16 protein-coding genes are annotated in these 22,786 nt (G+C 55.1%); 14 read left to right on the top strand and 2 right to left on the bottom strand.

Annotated features, from left to right (window positions below):
• Positions 1-6 precede the first annotated feature (6 nt).
• On the top strand, positions 7-1,734 hold the full coding sequence (locus PHP98_06050; protein MDD5483197.1) for an ATP-binding protein: 1,728 nt from the start codon (positions 7-9) through the stop codon (positions 1,732-1,734).
• A 49-nt stretch (positions 1,735-1,783) separates the two neighbouring features.
• Positions 1,784-2,980, top strand: coding sequence for a hypothetical protein (locus tag PHP98_06045; protein ID MDD5483196.1), 1,197 nt, complete (start codon positions 1,784-1,786; stop codon positions 2,978-2,980).
• Between the two features lie 31 nt (positions 2,981-3,011).
• On the opposite strand, the gene murA is transcribed toward PHP98_06045, so the two are convergent.
• Together murA and tkt are read right to left on the bottom strand one after the other, a co-directional pair.
• A complete protein-coding gene (gene murA / locus PHP98_06040; GenBank protein MDD5483195.1) occupies positions 3,012-4,283 on the bottom strand; it encodes a UDP-N-acetylglucosamine 1-carboxyvinyltransferase in 1,272 nt (423 codons plus the stop codon).
• Between the two features lie 57 nt (positions 4,284-4,340).
• Complete coding sequence (gene tkt, locus PHP98_06035; protein MDD5483194.1) at positions 4,341-6,338, bottom strand: transketolase; 1,998 nt, start codon at positions 6,336-6,338, stop codon at positions 4,341-4,343.
• Between the two features lie 133 nt (positions 6,339-6,471).
• Between tkt and PHP98_06030 the strand changes: the two genes are divergently transcribed.
• The 12 genes from PHP98_06030 to PHP98_05975 form a co-directional block, all read left to right on the top strand.
• Positions 6,472-7,665, top strand: a complete 1,194-nt coding sequence (locus tag PHP98_06030; GenBank protein MDD5483193.1) for an acetate kinase — start codon at positions 6,472-6,474, stop codon at positions 7,663-7,665.
• Between the two features lie 230 nt (positions 7,666-7,895).
• Positions 7,896-9,848, top strand: a complete 1,953-nt coding sequence (gene dnaK / locus PHP98_06025; protein ID MDD5483192.1) for a molecular chaperone DnaK — start codon at positions 7,896-7,898, stop codon at positions 9,846-9,848.
• Positions 9,849-9,995: 147 nt separating this feature from the next.
• Positions 9,996-10,286 (top strand): co-chaperone GroES, encoded by a 291-nt coding sequence (gene groES, locus PHP98_06020; protein ID MDD5483191.1) that lies wholly within the window; start codon positions 9,996-9,998, stop codon positions 10,284-10,286.
• A gap of 66 nt (positions 10,287-10,352) precedes the next feature.
• On the top strand, positions 10,353-12,002 hold the full coding sequence (gene groL, locus PHP98_06015; GenBank protein ID MDD5483190.1) for a chaperonin GroEL: 1,650 nt from the start codon (positions 10,353-10,355) through the stop codon (positions 12,000-12,002).
• Positions 12,003-12,093: 91 nt separating this feature from the next.
• Positions 12,094-12,303 carry a DNA-directed RNA polymerase subunit omega gene (locus PHP98_06010; protein ID MDD5483189.1) on the top strand — a complete coding sequence of 70 codons (210 nt, stop codon included), beginning with the start codon at positions 12,094-12,096 and terminating at the stop codon, positions 12,301-12,303.
• A 96-nt stretch (positions 12,304-12,399) separates the two neighbouring features.
• The gene (locus tag PHP98_06005; protein ID MDD5483188.1) at positions 12,400-14,685 is read left to right on the top strand and encodes a dehydrogenase E1 component subunit alpha/beta; all 2,286 of its coding nucleotides are present in this window, start codon (positions 12,400-12,402) and stop codon (positions 14,683-14,685) included.
• Positions 14,686-14,716: 31 nt separating this feature from the next.
• Entirely contained in the window at positions 14,717-16,246 is a 1,530-nt protein-coding gene (locus tag PHP98_06000) for a family 20 glycosylhydrolase (protein ID MDD5483187.1), read from the top strand.
• A gap of 2 nt (positions 16,247-16,248) precedes the next feature.
• Positions 16,249-17,586, top strand: a complete 1,338-nt coding sequence (locus PHP98_05995) for a dihydrolipoamide acetyltransferase family protein (GenBank protein ID MDD5483186.1) — start codon at positions 16,249-16,251, stop codon at positions 17,584-17,586.
• A gap of 588 nt (positions 17,587-18,174) precedes the next feature.
• A complete protein-coding gene (locus tag PHP98_05990; GenBank protein MDD5483185.1) occupies positions 18,175-19,236 on the top strand; it encodes a LacI family DNA-binding transcriptional regulator in 1,062 nt (353 codons plus the stop codon).
• 21 nt (positions 19,237-19,257) lie between these two features.
• Entirely contained in the window at positions 19,258-20,382 is a 1,125-nt protein-coding gene (locus PHP98_05985) for a hypothetical protein (GenBank protein MDD5483184.1), read from the top strand.
• Positions 20,379-22,577, top strand: a complete 2,199-nt coding sequence (locus PHP98_05980; GenBank protein ID MDD5483183.1) for a hypothetical protein — start codon at positions 20,379-20,381, stop codon at positions 22,575-22,577. Before PHP98_05985 ends, PHP98_05980 begins: the two co-directional genes overlap by 4 nt.
• Positions 22,574-22,786, top strand: a 213-nt coding sequence (locus PHP98_05975; GenBank protein ID MDD5483182.1) for a hypothetical protein, incomplete at its 3' end; no start/stop codon positions are given. The genes PHP98_05980 and PHP98_05975, both read left to right, overlap by 4 nt.

Here is a 22,786-nt window from a genome sequence, read left to right as displayed (position 1 = left end):
ATGACAATGGCTAAGAAAACTGATAATGCGACCGACAAGAAATGTATCGGGAAGGCGTCTGCGACGCAGAACGACCCGAATTCGTCCGAGAAGTTTTCGTTCTGGCTTGCGCCGGAAGAAATCGCAAATCCCTTCGATATTGTTGAGGCTGATCAGATGCAGGGGACGCGCACCTTCGGACTTGTGACGAACATCAAACAAGTGACGGACGCACCGTCACACCTATCCAACTACATTTCCAGCGATTTCGGCAGCACGGCAAATGAAGCACAGACGCCACGCCAAGGCGCGAATATTGCCGAAGTCAACGTGCTGGCGAACTACGATCCGTCCACGCAACTGCGTTATCCAATGGGCATATACATGCCCGTGCAGAATGAGTCGCCGGTCCAGTTCACAGACGAAGCAGGCATTCATGTTGCACTTGGCATTGACAAGATGGATGAGAAAGACCGGATTCCGGCCGGCATGATTCGCATGTCCAACGGCACGAAGGCATGTGTGTACTTGGACAAGCGCTATATTCTCGGGCCGGAAGGCGCGCATGTGAACATCGCCGGCATATCTGGACTTGCAACAAAGACTTCTTACGCCACGTTCCTGATTCAATCCATCCTACAGACTTCCGAGGCGGAGAAAACGGCGGTCATCCTGCTGAACGTGAAACAGAACGACCTGCTTGTTATTGATAAGGACCGGAAAGGGATCAAACCGGAAGAAATCGAGTTTTGGGAGTTCCTTGGCCTCAAGCCAAAGGTTTTTGAAAATGTCCGTTATCTACTGCCTTGGGGAAAGAAGACACTCACAACCGGCCTGCCGAACTGTTTTGGTGAGCCGCCGGATCAATTCTTCACCTACGCTTATTCTCTTGAAGACGTAATCGGAGACCGTAGTAATCCGGGGCCGGGCATTGACCTCTTAATCCGCGTGCCGGACCCCTGGGATACGCTCGGCGCACTGATTGGCGAGATTCAGCAAGGCATCCTGAACAACGAGAAGAAGTGGCAGTCCGTGCGATCGTGGGATTCACTGCTTGGTGGCCCGCCTCTCATGGACAAAGGTGTGCCCCAGAACCTTGACCAGGTCAGAGCGTCATCAGTTGGCCGATTTGTCCGCATTCTGAGACGTGTTGTAAAGACTCGGCAGTCAGGCTTGTTCGTAGACCAGCGCAACCCGAAACGCGCGGCAAACCTGGGCGAGGAAGTCCGGAACATCAAGGGCGGGCAAACTCTCGTGGTGGACATCGCCAAGTTGCAGGATGAGGAGCGGGCGCTTGTCTTCGGGCACATCATCAAAGAGGTGTACGCCATGTACGCCGAGGCCACCGTTGACGAACGCGGCGACATCCCGGAAAAGGTTATCATTTTCGTGGACGAGTTGAATAAGTACGCACCAGGCCGACGCGGCGAAGGGGAATCCTCGATCCTCGACTACGTGCTTGATATTGCCGCCCGTGGCCGTTCCCTTGGCGTTGTATTGATTTCCGCCGAACAGTTCATGAGCGAGGTCCACGGTCAGGTTGTGGGCAACTGTTCGACAAAAGTCATTGGCCGAAGCGATTCATCCGAACTGGCGGATCCGGCCTACCGTTTTATCTCACAGGACGTGAAAGCAAATCTCACACGGCTGAACAAGGGTGAACTCCTATTAACCCATCCGATTTACCGACAACCGGTGCGCATTGAGTTTCCAAAACCCATCTATCAAGCAATAGGACACGACCGGACAACATGAGATAATGACAAGATACCGTATAGAGGAAAGACCTGAATGGCGATGGTGGGTGACGCCCAAACTGTTAAGAGAGAAACCCATTCACCGCTGGTGCGTTTTCCCTCATAGTTTCACCAGCGAGCTCGTCCACGGTCTTATTAATGAGTGGGGATTGACAGAAAAAGACCGTATTCTCGATCCATTCTGCGGCGCGGGCACGACGGCACTGGCCGCGAAAGAACGCGGCATTCCAGCTGAAGGCTCTGACTTGTCTCCTTTTGCGGTGTTCACGACACAAGTTAAATTGGCAAACTACGACCCAGATCGCCTTATAAAAACATGGAAAGCGATGCAAAAACGCATTGACTTGTCAAAATGGAACGGCGTTTTGCGTGACTATCCGGATCTTGTGAAGAAGGCTTTGCCTGGCAACCTGCTCGGCGCGTTTGATGCTTTAGCCCATCAGATTGCTTCTCTTGACTGTGCCCGGAAGGATCGAGACTTTTTCAAGATGGCTTTGTTGGCAACACTGTCCGACTTCAGCCGTGCCATTCCCAGCGGGGGCTGGCTCGAATGGATAGATCGTCATGTCTCAAAGCGACATATTCCAGCCCGACTTGCGGGACATGTCAATAGGATGTTGGCGGATTTGAACCACCAAACAGACAAAGCAAATAATAAAAAGTGGACTGTCCATTGTGCCGATGCGCGGCAACTGCCAGCACCTACTGGCTCTTTCTCCGCCGTCATTACGTCTCCGCCGTATCCAAATCGGCACGACTACACAAGAGTTTTTGGTGTCGAACTGATGTTCGGTTTTCTTGACTGGAAAAAGACCCGTTGGCTTCGCTACCAAAGCTTCGAATCACACCCCGAAGCGAGACCAGAAAGGCCGATATTTAAAGATTATATAGAGCCAGTAACGCTCTCCTGCGCGTTAGCCCAATTGGAGCGAACGAATCCGGATCCACGTATTCCACCGATGTTACGAGGGTATTTCCTTGATATGTTTTTAGTACTCCGTGAAGCGTGTCGCGTATGTTGCTACGGTGCACCAGTTGCAGTCGTTGTGGGCAATGCTCAGTATAATGGCATCCCATTTATGGTAGATGAACTAACGGCAGAGATTGGGGAACAAGCCCGCCTCCACTGCGATAGAATCGTTGTAACCCGCTATCGTGGCAACAGCGCCCAACAAATGCGCGATCATGGCCGCAAACCCTCCAGGGAGAGTATAGTTTTTTTTGTGCGGAGAAACCGTAGTTGAAGTTGCACGCGCAGGGCCCACAATGGAACGGCTATTTTTCCCGGACAATATCCGCGCCGAGCGCGCGCAGTCTTTCCTCTATGCGCTCGTAGCCGCGGTCAATGATCTCGGCGTTGTGCACCACGCTTTCGCCCTGCGCGCAAAGCGCGGCAATGAGCAGCCCCATGCCGGCGCGGATATCCGGGCTGGAAAGCGGGATGGCGTGCAGGCGCGCGGGCCCGATCACCACCACGCGGTGCGGATCGCACTGCACTATTTTCGCGCCCATGTCAATCAGGCGGTCAACAAAATACATCCGGCTTTCAAACATTTTTTCAAAGAAAAGAGCGGTGCCGGCCGTCTGCGTTCCCAGCACGATCGCAATGCTCATCAGGTCGGAGGGAAAATTCGGCCAGGGCCCGTCCTCTATTTTCGGCACGACGCCCTTTTTAACGCGCAACCTCATTTTTTTGCCTGAAACAAGACGCAGCGTTCCTTTTTCCAGCCGCAAATCCGCCCCGAGAACGCGCAAGGGGCTGATAATCGGCAGAACGTTGTTCTCATCAACGCCCGGCACGGCCAGTTCCCCGCCGGTTACCGCCGCCGCCGCCAGAAAACTGCCGATTTCAATGTGGTCCTGCCCGATAGAATGCTCCGCGCCGCGCAACGCCGCAACGCCTTCAATTTTCAGCAGGTTGGTTCCCAGCCCCGATATGCGCGCGCCCATTTTCATCAGAAGCAGGCACAAATCCTGGATGTGCGGTTCGCAGGCCGCGTTGAACAGAGATGTCGGCCCCTCGGCGAGCGCCGCGGCCATGATAATGTTTTCGGTGGCGGTTACGCTGGCTTCATCCAGCAGAATCCGCGCGCCGCGCAGGCTGCCGCCGCGGAACGTGAAACGATCGCCGCCGGAAATTGCAATACCCAGCGCCTTCAGGCCGAGAAAATGGCTGTCAAGCCGGCGCCGGCCGATAACGTCGCCGCCGGGCGGAAAAATTTCAGCTTTTCCATGGCGGGCGGCCAGCGGGCCGGCCAGCAGGATTGAAGCGCGCATCTGCGCGCACAGGGCTCGGTTCGGCCGCCGTTTGCGGAGGGAAGCGGCGCAGAGCGCAACCGTGCGGCCGCGCCGATTGACATCAACGCCCAGGTCTTCAAGGATGGCAAGCATGGTCCGCACATCCTGGATGGCGGGCACATTATGCAGGACGAGTTTTTCCCCGGTCAACAGGCAGGCGGCCAGCATCGGCAGGGCCGCGTTCTTATTGCCGGCGGGGCGGAAAACTCCCCCCACCCGGCGCCGGCCATTTATGATGAATCGCGCCATTTGTAATTTTCGATTTGCGATTTTGGATTTTAGATTTCAAGTTCCAAAATCCGAAAATTATCCTGCTGTCATTTCCCCGGCGATGCGCACGATGTTTTCGGTCGTGAAGCCGTATTCCTTTGCCAGAATCTTATAGGGCGCGGAAGCGCCGAATTGTTCCAGACCGAACACGCGTCCCTTGGGGCCGGCGTATTTCTCCCAGCCGGCCGCGCGGCCGGCTTCCAGCACCAGGCGGCGCTTGCACGCCGGCGGCAGAACCTTGCGCCGGTATTTCTCAGGCTGAAGCTCAAACAACTCCCAGGACGGCATGCTGACCACGCGTATTATCAAACCTTGCTTCGCCTGCGCCAGCGCGCGCGCCGCATCCAGAGCCAACTGCACTTCCGAACCGGTGGCAATAATAATGAACTGCGGCCGGCCGCCGGCGCTCTGCCATAAAGTGTAAGCCCCCTGCTCAACCCTGGAAGCCGGCGGCAGCTGCGCGCGGTCCAGAACGGGCACATTCTGGCGGGTCAGCAGTATGGCGGTCGGACCCCGGGTGTTCTTCAAGGCCGCAATCCAGGCCGCGCCGGTTTCGGTCGGATCCGCCGGCCGGATAACGGTCATATTCGGCAGAAGCCGCAAGGCCATGATGTGCTCCACCGGTTCATGCGAAGGCCCGTCCTCGCCGACGTAAAAACTGTCGTGGGTCAGCACATAAATCACCGGCAATTTCATAATACAGGCCATGCGAATGGCAGGGCGAAAATAGTCGGAAAACACAAAAAAAGTGGCGCCATAGACGCGCAGCCCATTGTGAAGCGCCATGCCGTTCAACATGGCGCCCATGGCGTGTTCCCGAATGCCGAAATGAAAATTGCGCCCGGCAAACGCCTTCGGCCCGACGTCCCCGGCCCCGTCAATAATGGTGCGCGTGCTGGGCGCAAGGTCGGCCGAGCCACCCGCCAGGCAAGGCATGGCTTTGGCCAGACTCTGAATGATTTTATGCGAGGCGCTCCGGGTGGCAAGGGGCTTGGAAACATCAAACATCGGCAGGCATTTTTCAAGTTTTTCCGGCACAGCCAGGTTATGGGCCTCATCCCAGAGCTTCGCCCCGGCGGGATTATTCCGGCGGTAGTTTTCAAAATCATCCCGCCATTGCCGGTAGACAGCATTCAATTCTTCGGACCGGGCCGCAAAGGCGGCGTAAACCTCGTCCGGCACGGCGAATTCCCGGTCGGGCGAAAAACCGAGATTGATTTTTACGGCCTTGACCTCCTCGCTTCCCAGCGGGGCGCCGTGGGCCTCGGCGTTACCGGCCATGTGCGGACTGCCTTTCGCGATAACCGTGCGGCCGATAATCAGGGTCGGACGGCTCTTCTCCTGCCGGGCCTGTGTCAAAGCCCGGTCAATGGCGGCATAGTCGTGCCCGTCTATTTCCAGAACGTTCCAGTGATAGCCTTCAAACCGCTTGCGGACATCGTCGCTGTAGGCCAGCGCGGTTGATCCCTCAATGGTGATGCGGTTGCAGTCATAAAAGAAAATAAGCTTGTGCAGACCGAGATGTCCGGCCAGGGAAAAAGCCTCGTGCGAAATTCCCTCCATCAGGTCGCCGTCGCTGCAGATTCCATAGGTATAATGATCAACTATTTTTTCGGAACCGGCATTGAACTGTTCGGCCAGCATTGCCTCCGCGAGCGCCATGCCAACGGCATTGGCGCAGCCCTGGCCGAGCGGCCCGGTGCTGGTTTCAACGCCCGGCGTCAAGCCGTATTCGGGATGACCCGGGGTGCGGCTGTTCCACTGCCGGAATGATTTCAATTCATCCAGCTTCAAATCATATCCCGAGAGGTGCAGCAGGCTGTAGAGCAGCATGCTGCCGTGGCCCGGCGAAAGGATAAACCGGTCGCGGTCGGGCCAGTCTTTGTCCTGCGGAAAGTGTTTAAGATGTTTCAGAAAAAGCACCGCGGCAAAATCGGCGGTGCCCATCGGCATGCCCGGATGGCCGGAATTGGCCTTTTGAACGGCATCAACGGTTAAAACGCGGATTGTGTTGGCGGCGAGCTCCAGATTCATACCATCTCCTTTTCGCGGTAATTTTGTCTTGTTCAACGGCGCCCGCAATAATATTATTTTTTTTTCCGGTGTAAAGGAACTTGTGCATTTTTTGACGAAATGTTATCCTTAAAATTTTAAGCAGTTGAAACCCATGAAAATTCTCGTCATCAACGCCGGCAGTTCCTCAATTAAATTCACGCTCTTTGAAAGCGAAGGGGAAAAACAAATCGCCAGAGGCATAGTGGAAAGAATCAATACGCCGAAGGCAACCATGCATTATGTGAACTGCCGGAACAACAAACAATTGAAAGAGGACATTTCCGCCAATTCATACGAGGCGGCCATCTCCAAAATATGCCTGGCGCTCATTGACAAGGACAACGGCGTCCTGGAAAATTTAACGGAAATCAACGGCATCGGCCACCGCGTGGTCCATGGCGGCGCAAACATATCCGCGGCCGTTAAAATTGACGGCGACGTCAAACAGGTCATCCTTGACTGCTTCCCGCTGGCCCCCCTGCACAACCCGCCCAACTACGAGGGCATTGAAGCCTGCGAGCATCTCCTGCCGCAAATCCCGATGGTGGCCGTTTTTGACACCGCCTTTCACGCCACCATGCCGCCGGCGGCATATACTTACGCCATCCCCCATGACATCGCCCGGAAAAATAAAATCCGCCGCTACGGTTTTCACGGAACGTCCCACCATTACGCGGCCGTCACGGCCGCTTCCATCCTCGGGCGGGAAATCAAGGAATTGAAAATAATCACCGCCCACCTCGGCAACGGATGCAGCATAACCGCCGTCAAGCACGGCGCCGTGGTGGACACCAGCATGGGCCTTACCCCGCTGGAAGGGCTCGTCATGGGAACCCGTTGCGGCGATATTGACCCGGCCGTGGTGATTTTCCTGCGGCGGATCGGGTTCAGCCTGGACGAGGTGGACAAAATGCTCAACAAGGACAGCGGACTGATGGGCCTGGCCGGCATCGGCAGCAATGATATGCGCGACATTATCCGCGAAATGAACAGCGGCTCCGCGGCGGCCGCCCTGGCCATTGATGTTTTTGTCCACCGCCTGGTCAAGTACGTCGGCGCTTACACGGCCGTTATGAACGGACTGGACGTTCTCGTTTTCACGGCCGGCATCGGCGAAAACGTCCCGCTTATCCGCGCGCGGACGTGCGCGCACTTAAACCACCTGGGACTGCGCCTGGACGAAAAACTCAATCAATCCAACGCCCTGACAATTTCAGAAAAAAACACGCGCCCCTCGGTCCTCGTTATCCCCGCCAATGAAGAGCTCATGATTGTCCGGGAAACAATCAGGATTTTAAATTCCTGATGCCGGCGATAAAATCATTTTTTCCCGGGCAGTCCGCGTATAGATTAAGCCCCCTTGCCAAACAACCATCTATGCGCAAAATGTCTCACTTGTGCCGCATGTGCGACAAAACGCCCCTTAGTTAAAATAATTTTATTTAATTACAACCTATTATTAATCAATAAAATACAAAAATATTCTCCATTTGGCACAGAAACTGCTTTATAATGATGGCAAAGGAGAACCATATAATGGCAAAAGTACTTGGAATAGATTTAGGAACCACTAATTCATGTATGGCGGTCATGGAAGGCGGCCAGCCGGTTGTTATTCCGAATTCGGACGGCGCGCGCACGACTCCCTCCGTTGTCGCCTTTACCAAGAGCGGCGAAAGGCTGGTCGGCCAGGCCGCCAGGCGCCAGGCCGTCACCAATCCGGCCAACACGGTTTATTCCATTAAACGCTTCATGGGGCGAAAGTACGAGGAAGTGGCGCATGAAATTTCGCTCGTTCCCTATCAGGTGGTTCGCGCCAAAAACGGCGATGTCCACGTGAAAATCGGCGATAAAGTTTATTCGCCGCCCGAAATATCCTCCATGATTCTCCAGAAAATGAAACTGGACGCCGAGGCCTACCTCGGCGAAAAAATAACCCAGGCAGTCATAACCACCCCCGCCTATTTTAACGACAGCCAGCGCCAGGCCACCAAGGACGCCGGCAAAATCGCCGGTTTGGAAGTGCTGCGCATTATCAATGAGCCCACCGCCGCTTCGCTGGCCTACGGACTTGAAAAGAAAAAAGACGAGAAAATAGCCGTCTATGACCTGGGCGGCGGCACGTTTGACATTTCCATTCTTGAGATCGGCGACGGCGTTTTTGAGGTCAAGGCCACCAACGGAGACACCCATCTCGGCGGCGATGATTTTGACCAGATGATAATCAACTGGCTCATCTCCGAATTCAAAAAGAGCAACGGCATTGATCTTTCCAAGGACACGATGGCCCTGCAGCGGCTGAAAGAAGCGTCCGAGAAGGCCAAATGCGAGTTGTCCTCTTCGCAACAGACCGAAATCAATCTCCCCTTCATCACGGCCGATTCCTCGGGCCCGAAACACCTTAACATGTCCCTGACCAGGTCAAAACTTGAACAACTGGTGGAACAGCTGATTGAAAGAACCCACGGTCCGGTCCGCGCCTGTCTCAAGGACGCCGGCTTGGAACCAAGCCAGATCAACGAAGCCGTGCTGGTAGGCGGTATGACCCGCATGCCCAAGGTCCAGGAAATGGCGCGCAACCTCTTCGGCAAGGAGCCGCACAAGGGCGTCAACCCCGACGAGGTCGTCGCCGTGGGCGCCGCCATCCAGGCCGGCGTGCTCAAGGGCGAAGTGCGCGACGTTCTCCTCCTGGATGTTACCCCCCTGAGCCTCGGCATAGAAACGCTCGGCGGCGTGTTCACCACCCTGATTGAGCGCAACACCACCATCCCGACCAGAAAGAGCGAGATATTCAGCACCGCGGCCGACAATCAATCGTCGGTGGAAATTCACGTCCTCCAGGGCGAGCGCAAGATGGCCGGCGACAATAAATCCATCGGCCGTTTCCACCTGGACGGCATTCCGCCGGCGCCGCGCGGCATGCCGCAGATTGAAGTCGGATTTGATATTGACGCCAACGGCATCCTGCACGTCAGCGCCAAGGACCTCGGCACCGGCAAGGAACAGAAAATCACCATTACCGCCTCCAGCGGACTGGACAAATCCGAAATTGAGCAGATGGTCAAGGACGCCGAACGGCATGCCGACGACGACAAAACAAAACGCGAAGAGGTTGAAACCCGCAATAAAGCCGATGCATTCGTATACGAGACCGAGAAGCTCCTGAAGGAGCACGGCGCCAAAATTGATCCGGCGAAAAAAGCGCGGGTTGAAGCGGGCATGGAAAAGGTAAAAGCGGCCGTCAAAGACGGCGGAACGGCCGCCATTAAATCGGCCATGGATGAGCTTAACGCCGAAATGCAGGCCGTTTCCTCCGACCTCTACGCGCGGTCAAAAGACGACGCGCGCCAGGGCGCGGAAAGCAAAACCGGCGCCGGTTCAGAACAAACGGAAAACAACGGCAAAGACGAACCGCCGCGCCAGAAATCTTCAAAGGACGGCGACAACGTCATTGACGCCGATTTTGAAATGGTTGACGACAAGAAATAAGTCGGGTTCTCAGCCGCAGGCTGATCCGCCGAAGCCTTGCGCCAAGGCGGAAAAGTTCGGCGTTCATGGTTATAAAATCCGGAACAAAGAACAGCGAGCCAGGCTCATTAAAAACAAAAAAAACAAAACAAAGGAGGGACACAACATATGAAAATTCAACCGCTGGGCGACCGGGTGCTGGTTGAACCCCAAAAGGAAGAGGAAACCAAAAAGGGCGGGATCATTATTCCCGACTCCGCCAAGGAAAAACCCATGCAGGGAAAAGTCATCGCCGTCGGCGCCGGTAAATACGACGATAACGGCAAGCTGATTCCCATGAACGTCAAAAAGGGCGACCTGATCCTGCTGCCGAAATACGGCGGAACGGAAGTCAAGCTTGACGAGAAGGAATACCAAATCGTGCGCGAAGACGACATTCTGGGAATCATCACGGGATGACTGCCGGCCGTTATCCGGAAATAACCGAAAAACAAACCAATAGTAACAGAGAAAGGAACGATTATTATGGCAGAAAAAGGCAAACAGTTGAAGTATGACGCGGACGCCAGGCAGGCCATCCTGCGCGGCGTTGAAAAGCTCAGCCGGGCCGTCAAGGTAACCCTGGGGCCGTGCGGCCGCAACGTCATTCTTGACAAAAAATTCGGCTCGCCGACGATCACCAAGGACGGCGTGACCGTCGCCAAGGAAATTGAACTCTGCGACCCGTTTGAAAACATGGGCGCGCAGATGGTCCGCGAAGTCGCCAGCAAAACCAGCGATGACGCCGGCGACGGCACCACCACCGCCACCCTGCTGAGCGAAGCCATTTACCGCGAAGGCCTGAAAAACGTTACGGCCGGAGCGGATCCCATGGCCATCAAACGCGGCATTGACCTCGCCGTGGGCGAGGTCGTTGATGCCCTGGCCAAGCAAAGCAAAAAGGTCAAGGAGCACACGGAAATCTGCCAGGTGGCCACGATTTCAGCCAACGGCGACAAAAAGATCGGCGAAATTATCGCGGACGCCATGGATAAAGTCGGCAAGGACGGCACGGTAACGGTGGAAGAGGCCAAGACCATTGAAACCACGCTGGACGTGGTGGAGGGAATGCAGTTTGACAAGGGGTATCTCTCTCCGTATTTCGTCACCAGCACGGAAAACATGGAGGCGGTACTGGAAGACCCTTACATCCTGATCTATGAAAAGAAAATATCCAGCCTTCAGGATTTTCTGCCGTTGTTGCAGAACGTCGCCAAGGCCGGCAAACCCTTCATGATCATTGCCGAGGAAGTTGAAGGCGAGGCCCTCGCCACCCTGGTGGTCAACCGCCTGCGCGGGACACTGCAATGCTGCGCGGTAAAGGCGCCCGGTTTCGGCGACCGCCGCAAGGCCATGCTGGAAGATATCGCCGTCCTGACCGGCGGACGCTGCATCACCGAGGACCTGGGCATCAAGCTTGAAAACATCAAGATGGAAGACCTGGGCCGGGCCAAACGCGTCACCATTGACAAGGAAAACACCACGATTATTGAGGGCGCCGGCAAAACATCGGCGATCCAGGGGCGCGTCAACCAGATCCGCAAGGAGATTGAGGAGACGACCTCCGATTACGACCGCGAAAAACTGCAGGAACGCCTGGCCAAGCTGGCCGGCGGCGTTGCGGTAATTAACGTGGGCGCGGCGACCGAGACTGAAATGAAAGAGAAAAAAGCCCGCGTGGAAGACGCGCTGCACGCCACGCGCGCGGCGGTTGAGGAAGGCGTCGTGTCCGGCGGCGGCGTGGCGCTCCTGCGCTGCCAGGCGGCTCTTGACAAGCTCAACGCCAAAGGCGACGAAGCCATCGGCGTTCAGATCATCACCCGCGCCCTGGAAGCCCCGATCCGGCAGTTGGTCAACAACGCCGGACTGGATGCCTCCATTGTGGTGGCGGAAATTAAAAAGAACAAGGGCGGTTTCGGTTACAATGTCGCCAACCAGGAATACACCGACCTGGTCAAGGACGGCGTAATTGACCCGACCAAAGTCGCCCGCACCGCCATTCAAAACTCCTCCAGTATCGCGGGGCTACTGTTGACGACCGAGTGCATGGTAACCGAGATTCCCGAAAAGGAAAAACCGGCCCCCATGCCCCACGGCGGCGGCGGGATGGGCGGCGGCGACATGGACATGTATTAAAATAAAATGCGTTAAAAAAACGCGATTTATTTCTCTTGTAAAAAGGAAACGGGGCATATATACTATGCCCCGTTTTTTTTATGGTAAAAATATGAACATTGAATTATTAGAAGCAGCCAAACGCAGAGTGCCGAACACGTCGGTTCTGATCAACATGGTTTCCAAGAGGGTCCGGCAACTGATCGCGGGCCAGCGTCCGCTGATAAAGATTGAAACCCCGTCGGCAGACTTTGAAGATATCGCCATTCGGGAAACAGCCGAAGGCAAGATAATGGCGGAAATTGACCTCGCCCGCGAGTAATCATCCATCGGAACGCCGCCGGTTGCCGGCGCGGACATCCACAACGCGTTTGCGCGGCAGAAAAAAACGCTGAACGGCGTCGGAAAGGAAAGCATCGTGCCAAACTATCTCAGCAACAGCCGGCCCGATTTTTCCCCGCGCAAAATTGATTGCGGATACATAGATTGCTATTCCGCAAATGGCGATTTGCCGAAAGAACTCGCCGCCGGAAAAATTGACAGAGCCGGCGCCGTTTCCCTTTTGGAGGATATGCTGGCGATCCGCGAGTTTGAGGAAATGATCGTCAAGCTGCGGTCGGGCGCTTACGAACCTTTGCCCGACTTCAACTACCGCGGGCCGACGCATCTTTCCATCGGCCAGGAAGCGGCTTCCACCGGCGCCTGCCACGCACTGGAATGGACCGATTACATCACCAGCACCCACCGCGGCCACGGCGACAGCATTGCCAAGGTTTGCGCCGCCCTGCGGTCGGCGCCGGACGAGGCCCTCCAAAAACGACTGCCTTCCCTGAAAAACGCCGCGCGCGCGGAGCTCGCGGAGGCCGCCATTGAAGATCATATCTTTAAAACAATCGCGGAGCTTTTTGGCAAGGAAAGCGGCTATTGCAAGGGCCGCGGCGGCGGCATGCACATCGCCGATTTTACCATGAACCACCTCGGCGCCAACGCCATCGTCGGCGGCGGAGTGCCCATCGCCGCCGGAGCGGCGCTGGGCTGCCGTTACTTTAAAAACGGCTCGGTGGTCTGCTGTTTCGCGGGTGACGGCGCCTACGCCAACGGGGTCGTCCTTGAGTCGTTAAATTGGGCGGCCATGGGGCAATTCACGAATGAAATCGCGCGGGAAAAATTCGGCCTCCCTATTGTTTTCGTGATTCACAACAACCATTACGGCATGACCGGCCGGGCCGAAAAGGAAGTGGCCGGAATCCAGGCCATAGCCCGCCGCGCGGCCGGTTTCGCCGAAAACAACATGCAGGCCGAAGTGGTCAACGGCATGGACGTCCTCGCCGTCCGCGACGCGGTTTCGCGCGCGGCGGAAGCCTGCCGCGCCGGAAAAGGCCCCCGCCTGGTTGAGTTGAACACTTACCGCTATTACGGCCACTCGCTGACCGACCCGCGCAGCGAATACCGCACCAGGGATGAGGAAGCCGCCTGGAAGGAAATTGACCCGATCGCCGTGTTTTCAAAACAATTGAAAGAATGCGGCGTTCTGGACGACGAAACCCTGGCCGCCCTGCGGAAAAAGGTCAGCGACCGCAATGCGCGCGCCGCGGTCAAGGCGGCCGGCGCCCCCGACCCCGCCGCGGAAGACGTCATTAAATACATGTACACCGGCACAAGCTGCATAACCGTTCCTGAAATCCACCGCCGGACAAAAATTATCAAGGAAAAGCTCCAGTTCAAACGCGTCAACGGCGAGTTGAGCTACAAGGACGCCATCAAGGAGGCGCTTTACGAGGAAATGCTCCGCGACAACCGCGTTCTTCTCTACGGAGAGGATGTGGCGGACTACGGCGGCGCCTTCAAGGTTACCAAGGGGCTTTTGGAGGCGTTCGGGCGCAACCGCATTTTCAACGCCCCGATTTCGGAAGCGGCCATCTGCGGCACCGCGGTGGGCGCGGCCATGATCGGATTGAGGCCGGTGGTGGAACTCATGTACATGGATTTCACACTGATGGCGTCCGATCAGATAAGCAACCAGGCCGCCAAGTGGCATTACATGTCGGGCGCCAACATTGAAATCCCGCTGGTGATCCGGGCTTCGGTCGGCGGCGGAAAAGGCTACGGCGGTCAGCATTCGCAAAGCCTGGAAAGCGTCTTCGCACACATTCCCGGGCTGTACATAATTTATCCGGCCACGGCTTACGACGCCAAGGGCCTGCTCAAATCGGCCATCCGCGACAACAATCCCATCATGTTCGTTGAATCGCAGCTGCTTTATCCGCAAAAATGCGTTGTGCCGGAAACTGACTATCTTCTGCCGATCGGCGCGGCCGACGTTAAAAAGGAAGGCTCCGATGTTTCCCTCATCGCCTGGGGCCCGGCGGTCCACGACGCTCTGAAAGCGGCCCAGCTGTTGCAGCAGGAAAACATCAGCGCCGAAGTGGTGGACGTGCGCACCCTGGTGCCGCTGGACATGGAAACCATTCTGCAGTCCGTCCGCAAAACCGGCCGCTGCGTGGTCGCCAGCCAGAGCGTCAACATCGGCAGTTTTACCGGCGAAATAGCCTCCAACATCGCGGATAAGGCCTTTGATTGGCTGGACGCGCCTGTTAAAAGAGTCGGGGCGAAAAACGGCATTGCGCCCCAGTCGCACATCCTTGAATCCGCTTTCCTGCCAAATGCCAATGATATCGCCGCGGCGGCGCGGGATCTCTTTTAGCCGGCATATTTTGACTGAACAAGGAAAGCATATGAATTACATCATGAGTCCCGCGCCATTGAGCCGCGTCCCGCGCAGCGGCGTCATCCGGATCGCGGAGATTGGAAAACTGGAATCTGAAATCGCCCTGCCGGCGGACGCCGCCAAACGGCTTTCCATTTTCAACCGGAAAAAAAGCGGCAAGATAAAACTGAGCGTCATCCGGAAAAAACTGCAGGCCGGCGCCTACAAGCTGGATATCAGCCGCGGCGGCGTTAAAATTTACGCGTCTGATCCGGACGGCGCGCGATACGGCGTCCGCCGTCTGGAACAACTGCTCCGGGAAGCCCGCTCCGATTTCTGCTGCAGATGGGACGCCAAAGAACCGGAGGTTGATCCGGGCGTATTGTCATGCCAGACCATCAGCGACGCCCCGTTCCTGCCAATGCGCGGCATGCACTTTTATTTTCCCGCCCTGCGCCACTTGACCTTTGCCGAACATCTCGCCCTGCTGGACACCATGGCGGCCTGGAATCTGAACACCGTCATTTTTGAGTATGCAAACCGGTTTCCCTACGCCGGACATAAAATCGTCTCGGCGCCGGACGCCTTTTCCAGAAAACAGGTCCGCGAACTCATAACCCGCGCCCGGCGCCTCGGGTTAAATGTTATTCCCCTCCACCAGTCGCTGGGACACGTTGAATTTATCCTGCGGCACGCGGCTTACTCCGGCCTCCGGGAAGAGGAAAGGCACCGCGATCAATGGTGCCCGCTCAATCCCAAATCCATCGCGCTGTTCAAAGAAATGGCGGACGAAGTTCTGGATCTGCACGGCGCAGGCGACTATTTCCATATCGGCGGGGACGAGGCAAGACGCCTGGGTGTTTGCCCGGCCTGCGCCGAAACGGCAAAAAAGGAAGGCATCGGCAAACTGTATCTGGATTTTATCCGCCAGGCCGCGAATCATATTTTTTCCCGCGGTCTGACGCCCATAATCTGGGACGACATGGTCTGCCGGCACATTGAAGTGCTTGACCAATTGCCGCGCGCGATTCCTCTGATGTATTGGGAATACTGGACGACCAAACACCCGAGCGCCATGTTTGTGGCCCGGCCGGACGGTTTCGGACAGGTGATGGACCGGCGCTGGCAGCGCGCGTGGCTGCAGGAATTGGACCCGGTTGAGCGCCGGATGCTGGACCATTTCGGGCGGCCGCTGGATATGGCGCATGAACTTTCAAGCCGGTTTTTAAAAAGATTCCGCAAATACCTCGGCGCCGGATTCCCGAAAAGAGTCCGGGCCTTCCCATACCTGGAGTATTACCGCGACCATGGATTCAAGGTGATCTGCGCCGGGGCCGCTTCCGCGAACCACAGTTCCTGGCGCGGTTTGCCGGATTTTCCGAGATATGCCGACAATCTGTTTTCCTTTGCCCGGCGCGCGAAGGAATCCGGCGCCATGGGCTTGATCGCCACCACCTGGTATTCCATGCCTTTTGAAGCCTATGCCGCCAGCATCATGTATGCCGGCCAGGCTTCCTGGGCGGGCGAAGGCGAAGACACCCCGCGGCGGAGGATTTAAACATGGCCCATACCGTCATAATGCCGAAACTCGGCCAGACGGCCGAGGAATCAACCATCCTTAAATGGCACAAACGCTCCGGCGACCCGGTGAAAAAGGGCGACATCCTGTTTGAAATTGAAACCGACAAGGCCGTGCTGGAGGTTGAAAGTTTTGCCGAAGGCACCCTCCTTAAAATTCTGGCGAAAGAAGGCGAGGCCGTGCCGGTCATGGCGCCCGTGGCGTTCATCGGCCAGCCCGGCGAGGCTCTTCCTGATGTTCCCGCCCCCGCCCCGGAGCCAAGTAAAGAAGCAAAGCCAACCCCAGCTTCCACTCCTCACCCCGATACTCCGATACACCAATACGCCGCGCCAGCCTCCGTCGCTCCGCAACCTGTCCCTGCTCTCGCGCCCGCCAAGGCCGTCTCCCCGCGCGCCAAACGCCTGGCAAAAGAAAGCGCCGTCAGTTATGAACCGATCAACGGCACCGGCCCCGGCGGACGCGTTATTGAAAAAGACGTCCGCAACTATCTGGCCGCCAAAAAATATGATGAATTAAAAATCACGCCCGCCGCCAAAGCCCTGGCCGTCAAGGAAAACATTGACGTGCTCGGCATGGAATCCGACGAACCCGGCCGGATTACGGTTGAAGACATTCAGAGAGCGGCGGCCGAAAAACCGCAGGAAATGAGCAGAATGCGCCAGATCATCGCCCAGCGGCTCGCCGGAAGTTTTTCCTCCGCGCCCCATTTTTACGTTACCGTTTCCGTGGACATGACCGCTCTGCTGGAATTCAGAAAAACACTGAGGAAGGAAAACAAATCTTACTCGGTCACGGATTTCATCCTGAAGGCCTGCGCCGCAGCGCTGCGGGAATTCCCGGCGGTGAACAGCGCCATTGACGAAAAAAACGCCAGAATGATCCGCCGGCATTCACGGGTTCATCTGGGCCTGGCGGTTGACATAAAAGAGGGGCTGGTAGTGCCGGTCATCCGCAACGCCGATACCATTTCTTTAACCGAACTGCACGAACGGGTTATGGCCCTCGCGGCAAAAGCCAGGGACGGAAAACTGAAGCCCGACGAAATGACGGGCGGCACTTTTACCGTTTCCAACATGGGCATGCTGAACGTGGAAAATTTCACCGCCATCATCAACCCGGGCGAGAGCGCCATTCTGGCGGTTTCCAGCGTGATTCCCGCGCCGGTGGCGGTCAAAAACGAAATAAAAATCCGCTCCATGATGAAGATAACTCTTTCCTCCGACCATCGCCTGGCGGACGGCGCGCTGGCCGCCCGATTCATCAACCGCATCAAGGACCTGCTTGAGAACACGCAAACATGGACAAATATGATACCTTAATTTTGCGCATACGTGTGCGCATCAATTAGGCCGCCAAAAGGCGGCAACTGTTATTTTTCGCATGTAGGGGGCGTGCTTGTCGCGCCCCTTCAGAGGGCTTCGACGAGCGAAGCCCCTACAAAAAATAGACAACATTGAAATTCCTATACGTTGAATTAGGTCCCCGATCGCGAAGCGCATCGGGGGCAACTATTATCCCGTTCGACGTAGGGGCTTCGCTTGCGAAGCCCTTCCGGCGGGCGTCGTCAAGCGACGCCCCTACGGGATTTTCGGACGAACATATATCTTTGAAATTCCTATGCCTTCAATTAGGCCCGCAAAGCGGGGCAACTGTATTTGATAGACGTAGGAGCCGCATCCCCATGCGGCGATTCCAAACACCAGATGCATCGCCGAACAGGGGTTCGGCTCCTACCCGCGATTTTGCGCTCTTTTGCGGCAAGTTTGAAATTCCTAGCATTAAATTACATGATGCTTGACTTGGTCATGAAAATATGATTTCATGTCTTCTGCAAGAGTTTAGAACGTTCTAAACTGGAAATTTTCCAGCGAAACAAAAACATATCGCATTGTCATTATAACGTTATTATGGCAAACATTTTCGATATAGCCAGAATTGCAGGGGTCTCCACTTCCACGGTTTCGCTCGCAATGAGAAACAGCTCAAAACTCAACGAGGCGACCAGACTGCGTGTTCAGGCCGTCGCGGCTCGGTTGAATTACAAGCCCAGCCGGATAGCCCGAAGTCTGGTTCAGAAAAGAACAAACGCCATAGGCGTTATTCTGCCGAGCAGCGCCAACCCGATCTATGTTGAAACCAGCGCCTTGATTGAAAAAGCGGCCTTTGCAAGCGGGTATGATACTTTCGCCTGTTTTATTGAAGAGGACCCGTTGCGGGAACGGCGCTTTCTGGAAAAAATATATGAACAGCAGTTTGACGGCTTGATTTTGGTTCCGGCTTATCCCGATGTTAACAGAGACTCATACGCATCCCTGGCCGCATCGCGCTTGCCGATCGTCATCCGGGATGAAATTGAATGGCTGGCCGGAGTTGATTCGGTTGCGGTGGATATGGAGCAGGGAGGATACGACGCCGTAAAACATCTGCTGGCCCTGGGGCATACCCGGATCGCCTGCGTAACAACGATGCTTGCCGCGGGGCGAAAACTGGGCCGGCTCAAGGGATATCGGAAAGCATTGGCTGAAATGGGGATTGCCTTTGACGAGACGCTCGTCAGGCCGTGTGGCACAAACCTTGACGACGGACGCAAGGTAACGAAGGAAATTCTGGCGATGAAAGATAGGCCGAGCGCTATTTTTCTGCAATGCGATCTGCTTGCCATGGGCGCGTTTTCCGCCGTCCGGCAAGCGGGGTTAAAGATTCCGGACGATATTTCCCTGGTCGGCTTTGACGATATCAGCTTTGCGCCCTACCTTGAATCGCCCCTTACAACCGTTGCGCATCCCAAGGAAAAAGTGGCCGCGGCTCTGGTGAAGACGCTCGCACATAGAATTCAAAACAAGGAGGCCGCGGCGCGGCATATTGTGATAACGCCTCAATTGATTGTCAGGAAATCCTCCGCTCGTCCGCGCGATTTCTCAAGTCAGCCCAAACAAGGCGTCCGGCGGCCGCAACCATGCCGCCAGTGAAAGCCGATTACAGGGAACAGAATGAAAAAAGAGGAACAATCAAGCCAAGGTAAAGCCAAAACGTTAAAAGAAGCCGCCGTAAAATTTCTGCAGGCCATGCGGGGCGCCGCGCCATGGCGTTTCAGGTTTTGCGAGGATAACGGCGACTCACTCATTGCCTCTTCGCTGGCCGCGATGCTGGGATGCTTTATCGGTTATTTTGACGCATTAACCGCGGACGACAAACGGGAATGGGCCGGTCATATAAACAGCTTCCAGCGCCAGGACGGCTGGTTTGAGGACGAGGACATTTCTGAAAAAAATCTTTGTCCGGGATATAGGAAAGACCGGGCACTGCTGCACCGGACGCGCCACGCGCTCTTTGCTCTCAATGCTTTGGGCGCAAGACCGCGCCATCAATTTCATTTCATCCGTCATTGGCTTGGTCAAGGCAAAATGCGCAAATGGTGCGAAGGCCTTAACCTGGCCGATTACTGGTATTCCAGCAACATGATGATGGACGCGGCAACTTATCTGATGAATGCCGGCTTGCATCAAAAAAACGAGGAAGCCTGGCGGGCCGTGCGCGAGCTTCTGGATTTCTGCGATGAACATATTAACCCGAAGACGGGCTTTCATGACGGGGGCTTAAGCGAAACGCGCAACGCCATGGCCGGCGCCATGCACCTTTATCCGGTTTATATCCTCATGAAACGCCCCGTCTTGCGTATTGGCGAAGCCATTCGCACGACAATCAGTCTCCAACAGGCGGACGGACTGTTCGGATATGAAACCGGCCAGGGCGGAGAGGACTGTCTGGATTACGACGCAATTATGATTTTATCCAATCTTTCTCTCATGGACAGGCGTCATGAACAGGCGGTCAAAACCGCATTTCAAAAGTGTCTGCAAGGCATCATGGTTTGCAAAAATATCGACGGCGGATTCGCGTGCCACCGGCGGAATGAAACATATTATTTCGGAACCAAAACCACGGCGGTGGCGGCGGGCAAAAGCAGTCTCTGGGCGACTTACAGCCGCTTGCTGACCATTGCCATGATCATGAACCATCTTTATCCGGAAACGCGCCCGGCCTGGCGCCTGGGCGCGAACCTGCTGGAAGTCTGGGACGGCGGCACGGGATTCATAAGGAAAGAACAAACATGAACCAAAAAAACAACGATCGGCCTGCTGGCATGCAAAACATAGGCATGCAATTTGAATTGGCAAAAGATCGCCAGGCGCTTTGTTGCATGATTAATGAAAACTCCGGGAACCAGGAGTTGTCGGCCCAGGTCCGGGAATTAGGTGATTTTATCAGGGAAATAAGCGGCGCGGAAATACCGGTGGTTGAGAATGATACGGGAATGGAGATGCCCGCGATCCTTATCGGTCTTCTGGATCAATCGGCGCTGATCAGGGACATTCTGAGGAACGATGAAATATTGATAAGCGGCGCGGAGGAAAAGAAATACAAAATGGCGGTTTTGAGCGCCTTGACATTGTTTCCTTCCGATATGGGCGAGCAGGGATTCCTGGTTTATGGCGCGCAATACAATGGCAAAAGCGCGTTGATTATAACCGCCAACGCGGAACAGGGGCTGAGTTATGCCGTTGAGACAATCAAGAACAGGATTTACGAGGATAACGGGACATGGCAAATATTCGGGATCGGCACGCGGTTTCTGCCGGTATTGAACCGGCCCGCTTTCAAACATCGCAGTATCGCCGCCTTTCTTTCCGGACCGTGCTATATTTATCCCGGGCAATGGGAAAAGGAATTTAAAGGCGGCTATAAAGAATTCATAGACTGGATGAGCGGACACAAGCTGAACCATCTATTGGACTGGTCTTTTACGCTTGATGCCGGGATCGGGTTCAAGTCCGCTCGCCATCCCGAACTGGTCAATGAATTGCATCCGAACGTGCGGAACGAATACATGCCGGACATGCTGGCCTATGCGCAAAAAAAACACGTAAAAACCTGGCTCTTTTTCAAGGTTCCGTTCCGCGACTACGCAATGGATAAAAGTTGCGCCGAAAGCCGGTCGCACCAAATTGACTTGGAAACCAAACTGATGGATCAGGTGATAATTCCATGTGTCAAAACGCCCTGCTTTGATCCGGATAAAATGGACGGCGGAATGATCCGCTGGGTCTGCCTGTCCAATGCGGACACAAAAAAATTCTGGGAGGAATATATCCGCGAGATAGTAAGCCGTTATCCTTTGCTGGACGGCATAGGTTGTGAAATGGGCGAACACATGGATCATTATTGCCAGTGCCCCAAATGCAAGGGACGCGAATTGGAACTGGGGTATGAGTATTTTAAAATCATGGCGGATACGGCCCGGAAAATCAAGCCGGACATGAAGCTCTGGTTTTATCGCGCCGCCGGCGCCGAATTGATCGCCAAACGGCGCGGAGAATTCGGCGATATAACCATGATCGGCTGGGGTTATACGGAACTCTGGAATTTGCGGCGTTCGGCGCCGCGCGAAGACTGGTTCCTTTGCCATACGGGCGCTGACGAGGAAATTCTTGAGGAGTATCTGAGGAAAGCGATCAACTCGCTCAGCCGCAACGCCATCGCAGGCGTCCAGATCAGGGGCTTGAAATACGAGGAATGGAGACACCGGCTCCGCGCTTATGAAGAATTTGCCTGGAACCCGGACATGACGCTGGAAGATTTTGCCCTGCTGAATATTATCAGGGAAGATCGAAAAATTGACCCGGCCGCCGTCCAAATATATCTGAACTGGATGCGTTACCTTGACGCGGATAACACCCTGAAATTCAAAGTCAGACGGCTGCCCGCGGAATGGCTGGATACGGAAAACATTGCGGAAATTCTGGAAAAAGCCAAAAGTGCGCTGGAAGACCTTTTTAAAGATTATTATGGAAACTCCAAGATTATTGAAAAAATCAAGGCAGGTATCAAATCGCTGGAGTTTTTAAAATGGCAGGCGGAGCATTCATACAATTTGATTGCGGGAAGTGACTTTCCGGTTGTGGTTAAGGCGGATAAAACTTCTGTTCCCTGGGAAGGGATTTTAATATTAAGAAACGGATGTTTTGCGGAAAAAGAAGTCCCTCTTTGCGCTGGTAAATATGAGATTGAAGCGGTTTTGAAGTGTTTTACAGCGGCGGCATGTAAAGTGCAGTTGCTGCTTAACGGCAAAGTGGAAGCGGTTTTTCCCGTTGAGCCGATTGATTCTGATAACAAAAGCTCAAATGGTTGGAGTGTTCCTTCGGCTCAGATTAAAATTCACAAGGAGGGATTGTATAATTTCAGGATTCAACTGGCGGAGGGCGATAATTGCGCATTCCATCGGTTGAAAGTAACGATAATAGAGCAATGAATATTGTTGTATCAAAGGGAGGACGAAAAAATGAATTATGTAATGATGCCCGGACCGTTGAAAGTCAACCAGGAGGAACTAACAGGGCCGCGTCAAGAAAGCCGGAGAGTGATAAAAGGCGAGAGGAGTGCGGTTTAGAGGGCAACAGAAGCAAGATTTGGAAGGCTTTGCCCGCTACGGGCAGGCCCGGAAGGCGGGACAAGACCATT

The sequence above is a fragment of the Kiritimatiellia bacterium genome (assembly GCA_028715905.1).
Lineage (GTDB): Bacteria > Verrucomicrobiota > Kiritimatiellia > JAAZAB01 > JAAZAB01 > JAQUQV01.
The sequence above is the reverse complement of the archived record's forward strand: the minus strand, read 5'-3'. Positions and strand labels throughout refer to the sequence as shown.

Coding starts and splice junctions, on each gene's coding strand:
- murA (MDD5483195.1), bottom strand. CDS start 4,283: ATGGCGCGATTCATCATAAATGGCCGGCGCCGGGTGGGGGGAGTTTTC.
- PHP98_06000 (MDD5483187.1), top strand. CDS start 14,717: ATGAATTACATCATGAGTCCCGCGCCATTGAGCCGCGTCCCGCGCAGC.
- dnaK (MDD5483192.1), top strand. CDS start 7,896: ATGGCAAAAGTACTTGGAATAGATTTAGGAACCACTAATTCATGTATG.
- PHP98_06010 (MDD5483189.1), top strand. CDS start 12,094: ATGAACATTGAATTATTAGAAGCAGCCAAACGCAGAGTGCCGAACACG.
- PHP98_06050 (MDD5483197.1), top strand. CDS start 7: ATGGCTAAGAAAACTGATAATGCGACCGACAAGAAATGTATCGGGAAG.
- groL (MDD5483190.1), top strand. CDS start 10,353: ATGGCAGAAAAAGGCAAACAGTTGAAGTATGACGCGGACGCCAGGCAG.
- PHP98_06030 (MDD5483193.1), top strand. CDS start 6,472: ATGAAAATTCTCGTCATCAACGCCGGCAGTTCCTCAATTAAATTCACG.
- PHP98_05985 (MDD5483184.1), top strand. CDS start 19,258: ATGAAAAAAGAGGAACAATCAAGCCAAGGTAAAGCCAAAACGTTAAAA.
- groES (MDD5483191.1), top strand. CDS start 9,996: ATGAAAATTCAACCGCTGGGCGACCGGGTGCTGGTTGAACCCCAAAAG.
- PHP98_05990 (MDD5483185.1), top strand. CDS start 18,175: ATGGCAAACATTTTCGATATAGCCAGAATTGCAGGGGTCTCCACTTCC.
- PHP98_05995 (MDD5483186.1), top strand. CDS start 16,249: ATGGCCCATACCGTCATAATGCCGAAACTCGGCCAGACGGCCGAGGAA.
- tkt (MDD5483194.1), bottom strand. CDS start 6,338: ATGAATCTGGAGCTCGCCGCCAACACAATCCGCGTTTTAACCGTTGAT.
- PHP98_05980 (MDD5483183.1), top strand. CDS start 20,379: ATGAACCAAAAAAACAACGATCGGCCTGCTGGCATGCAAAACATAGGC.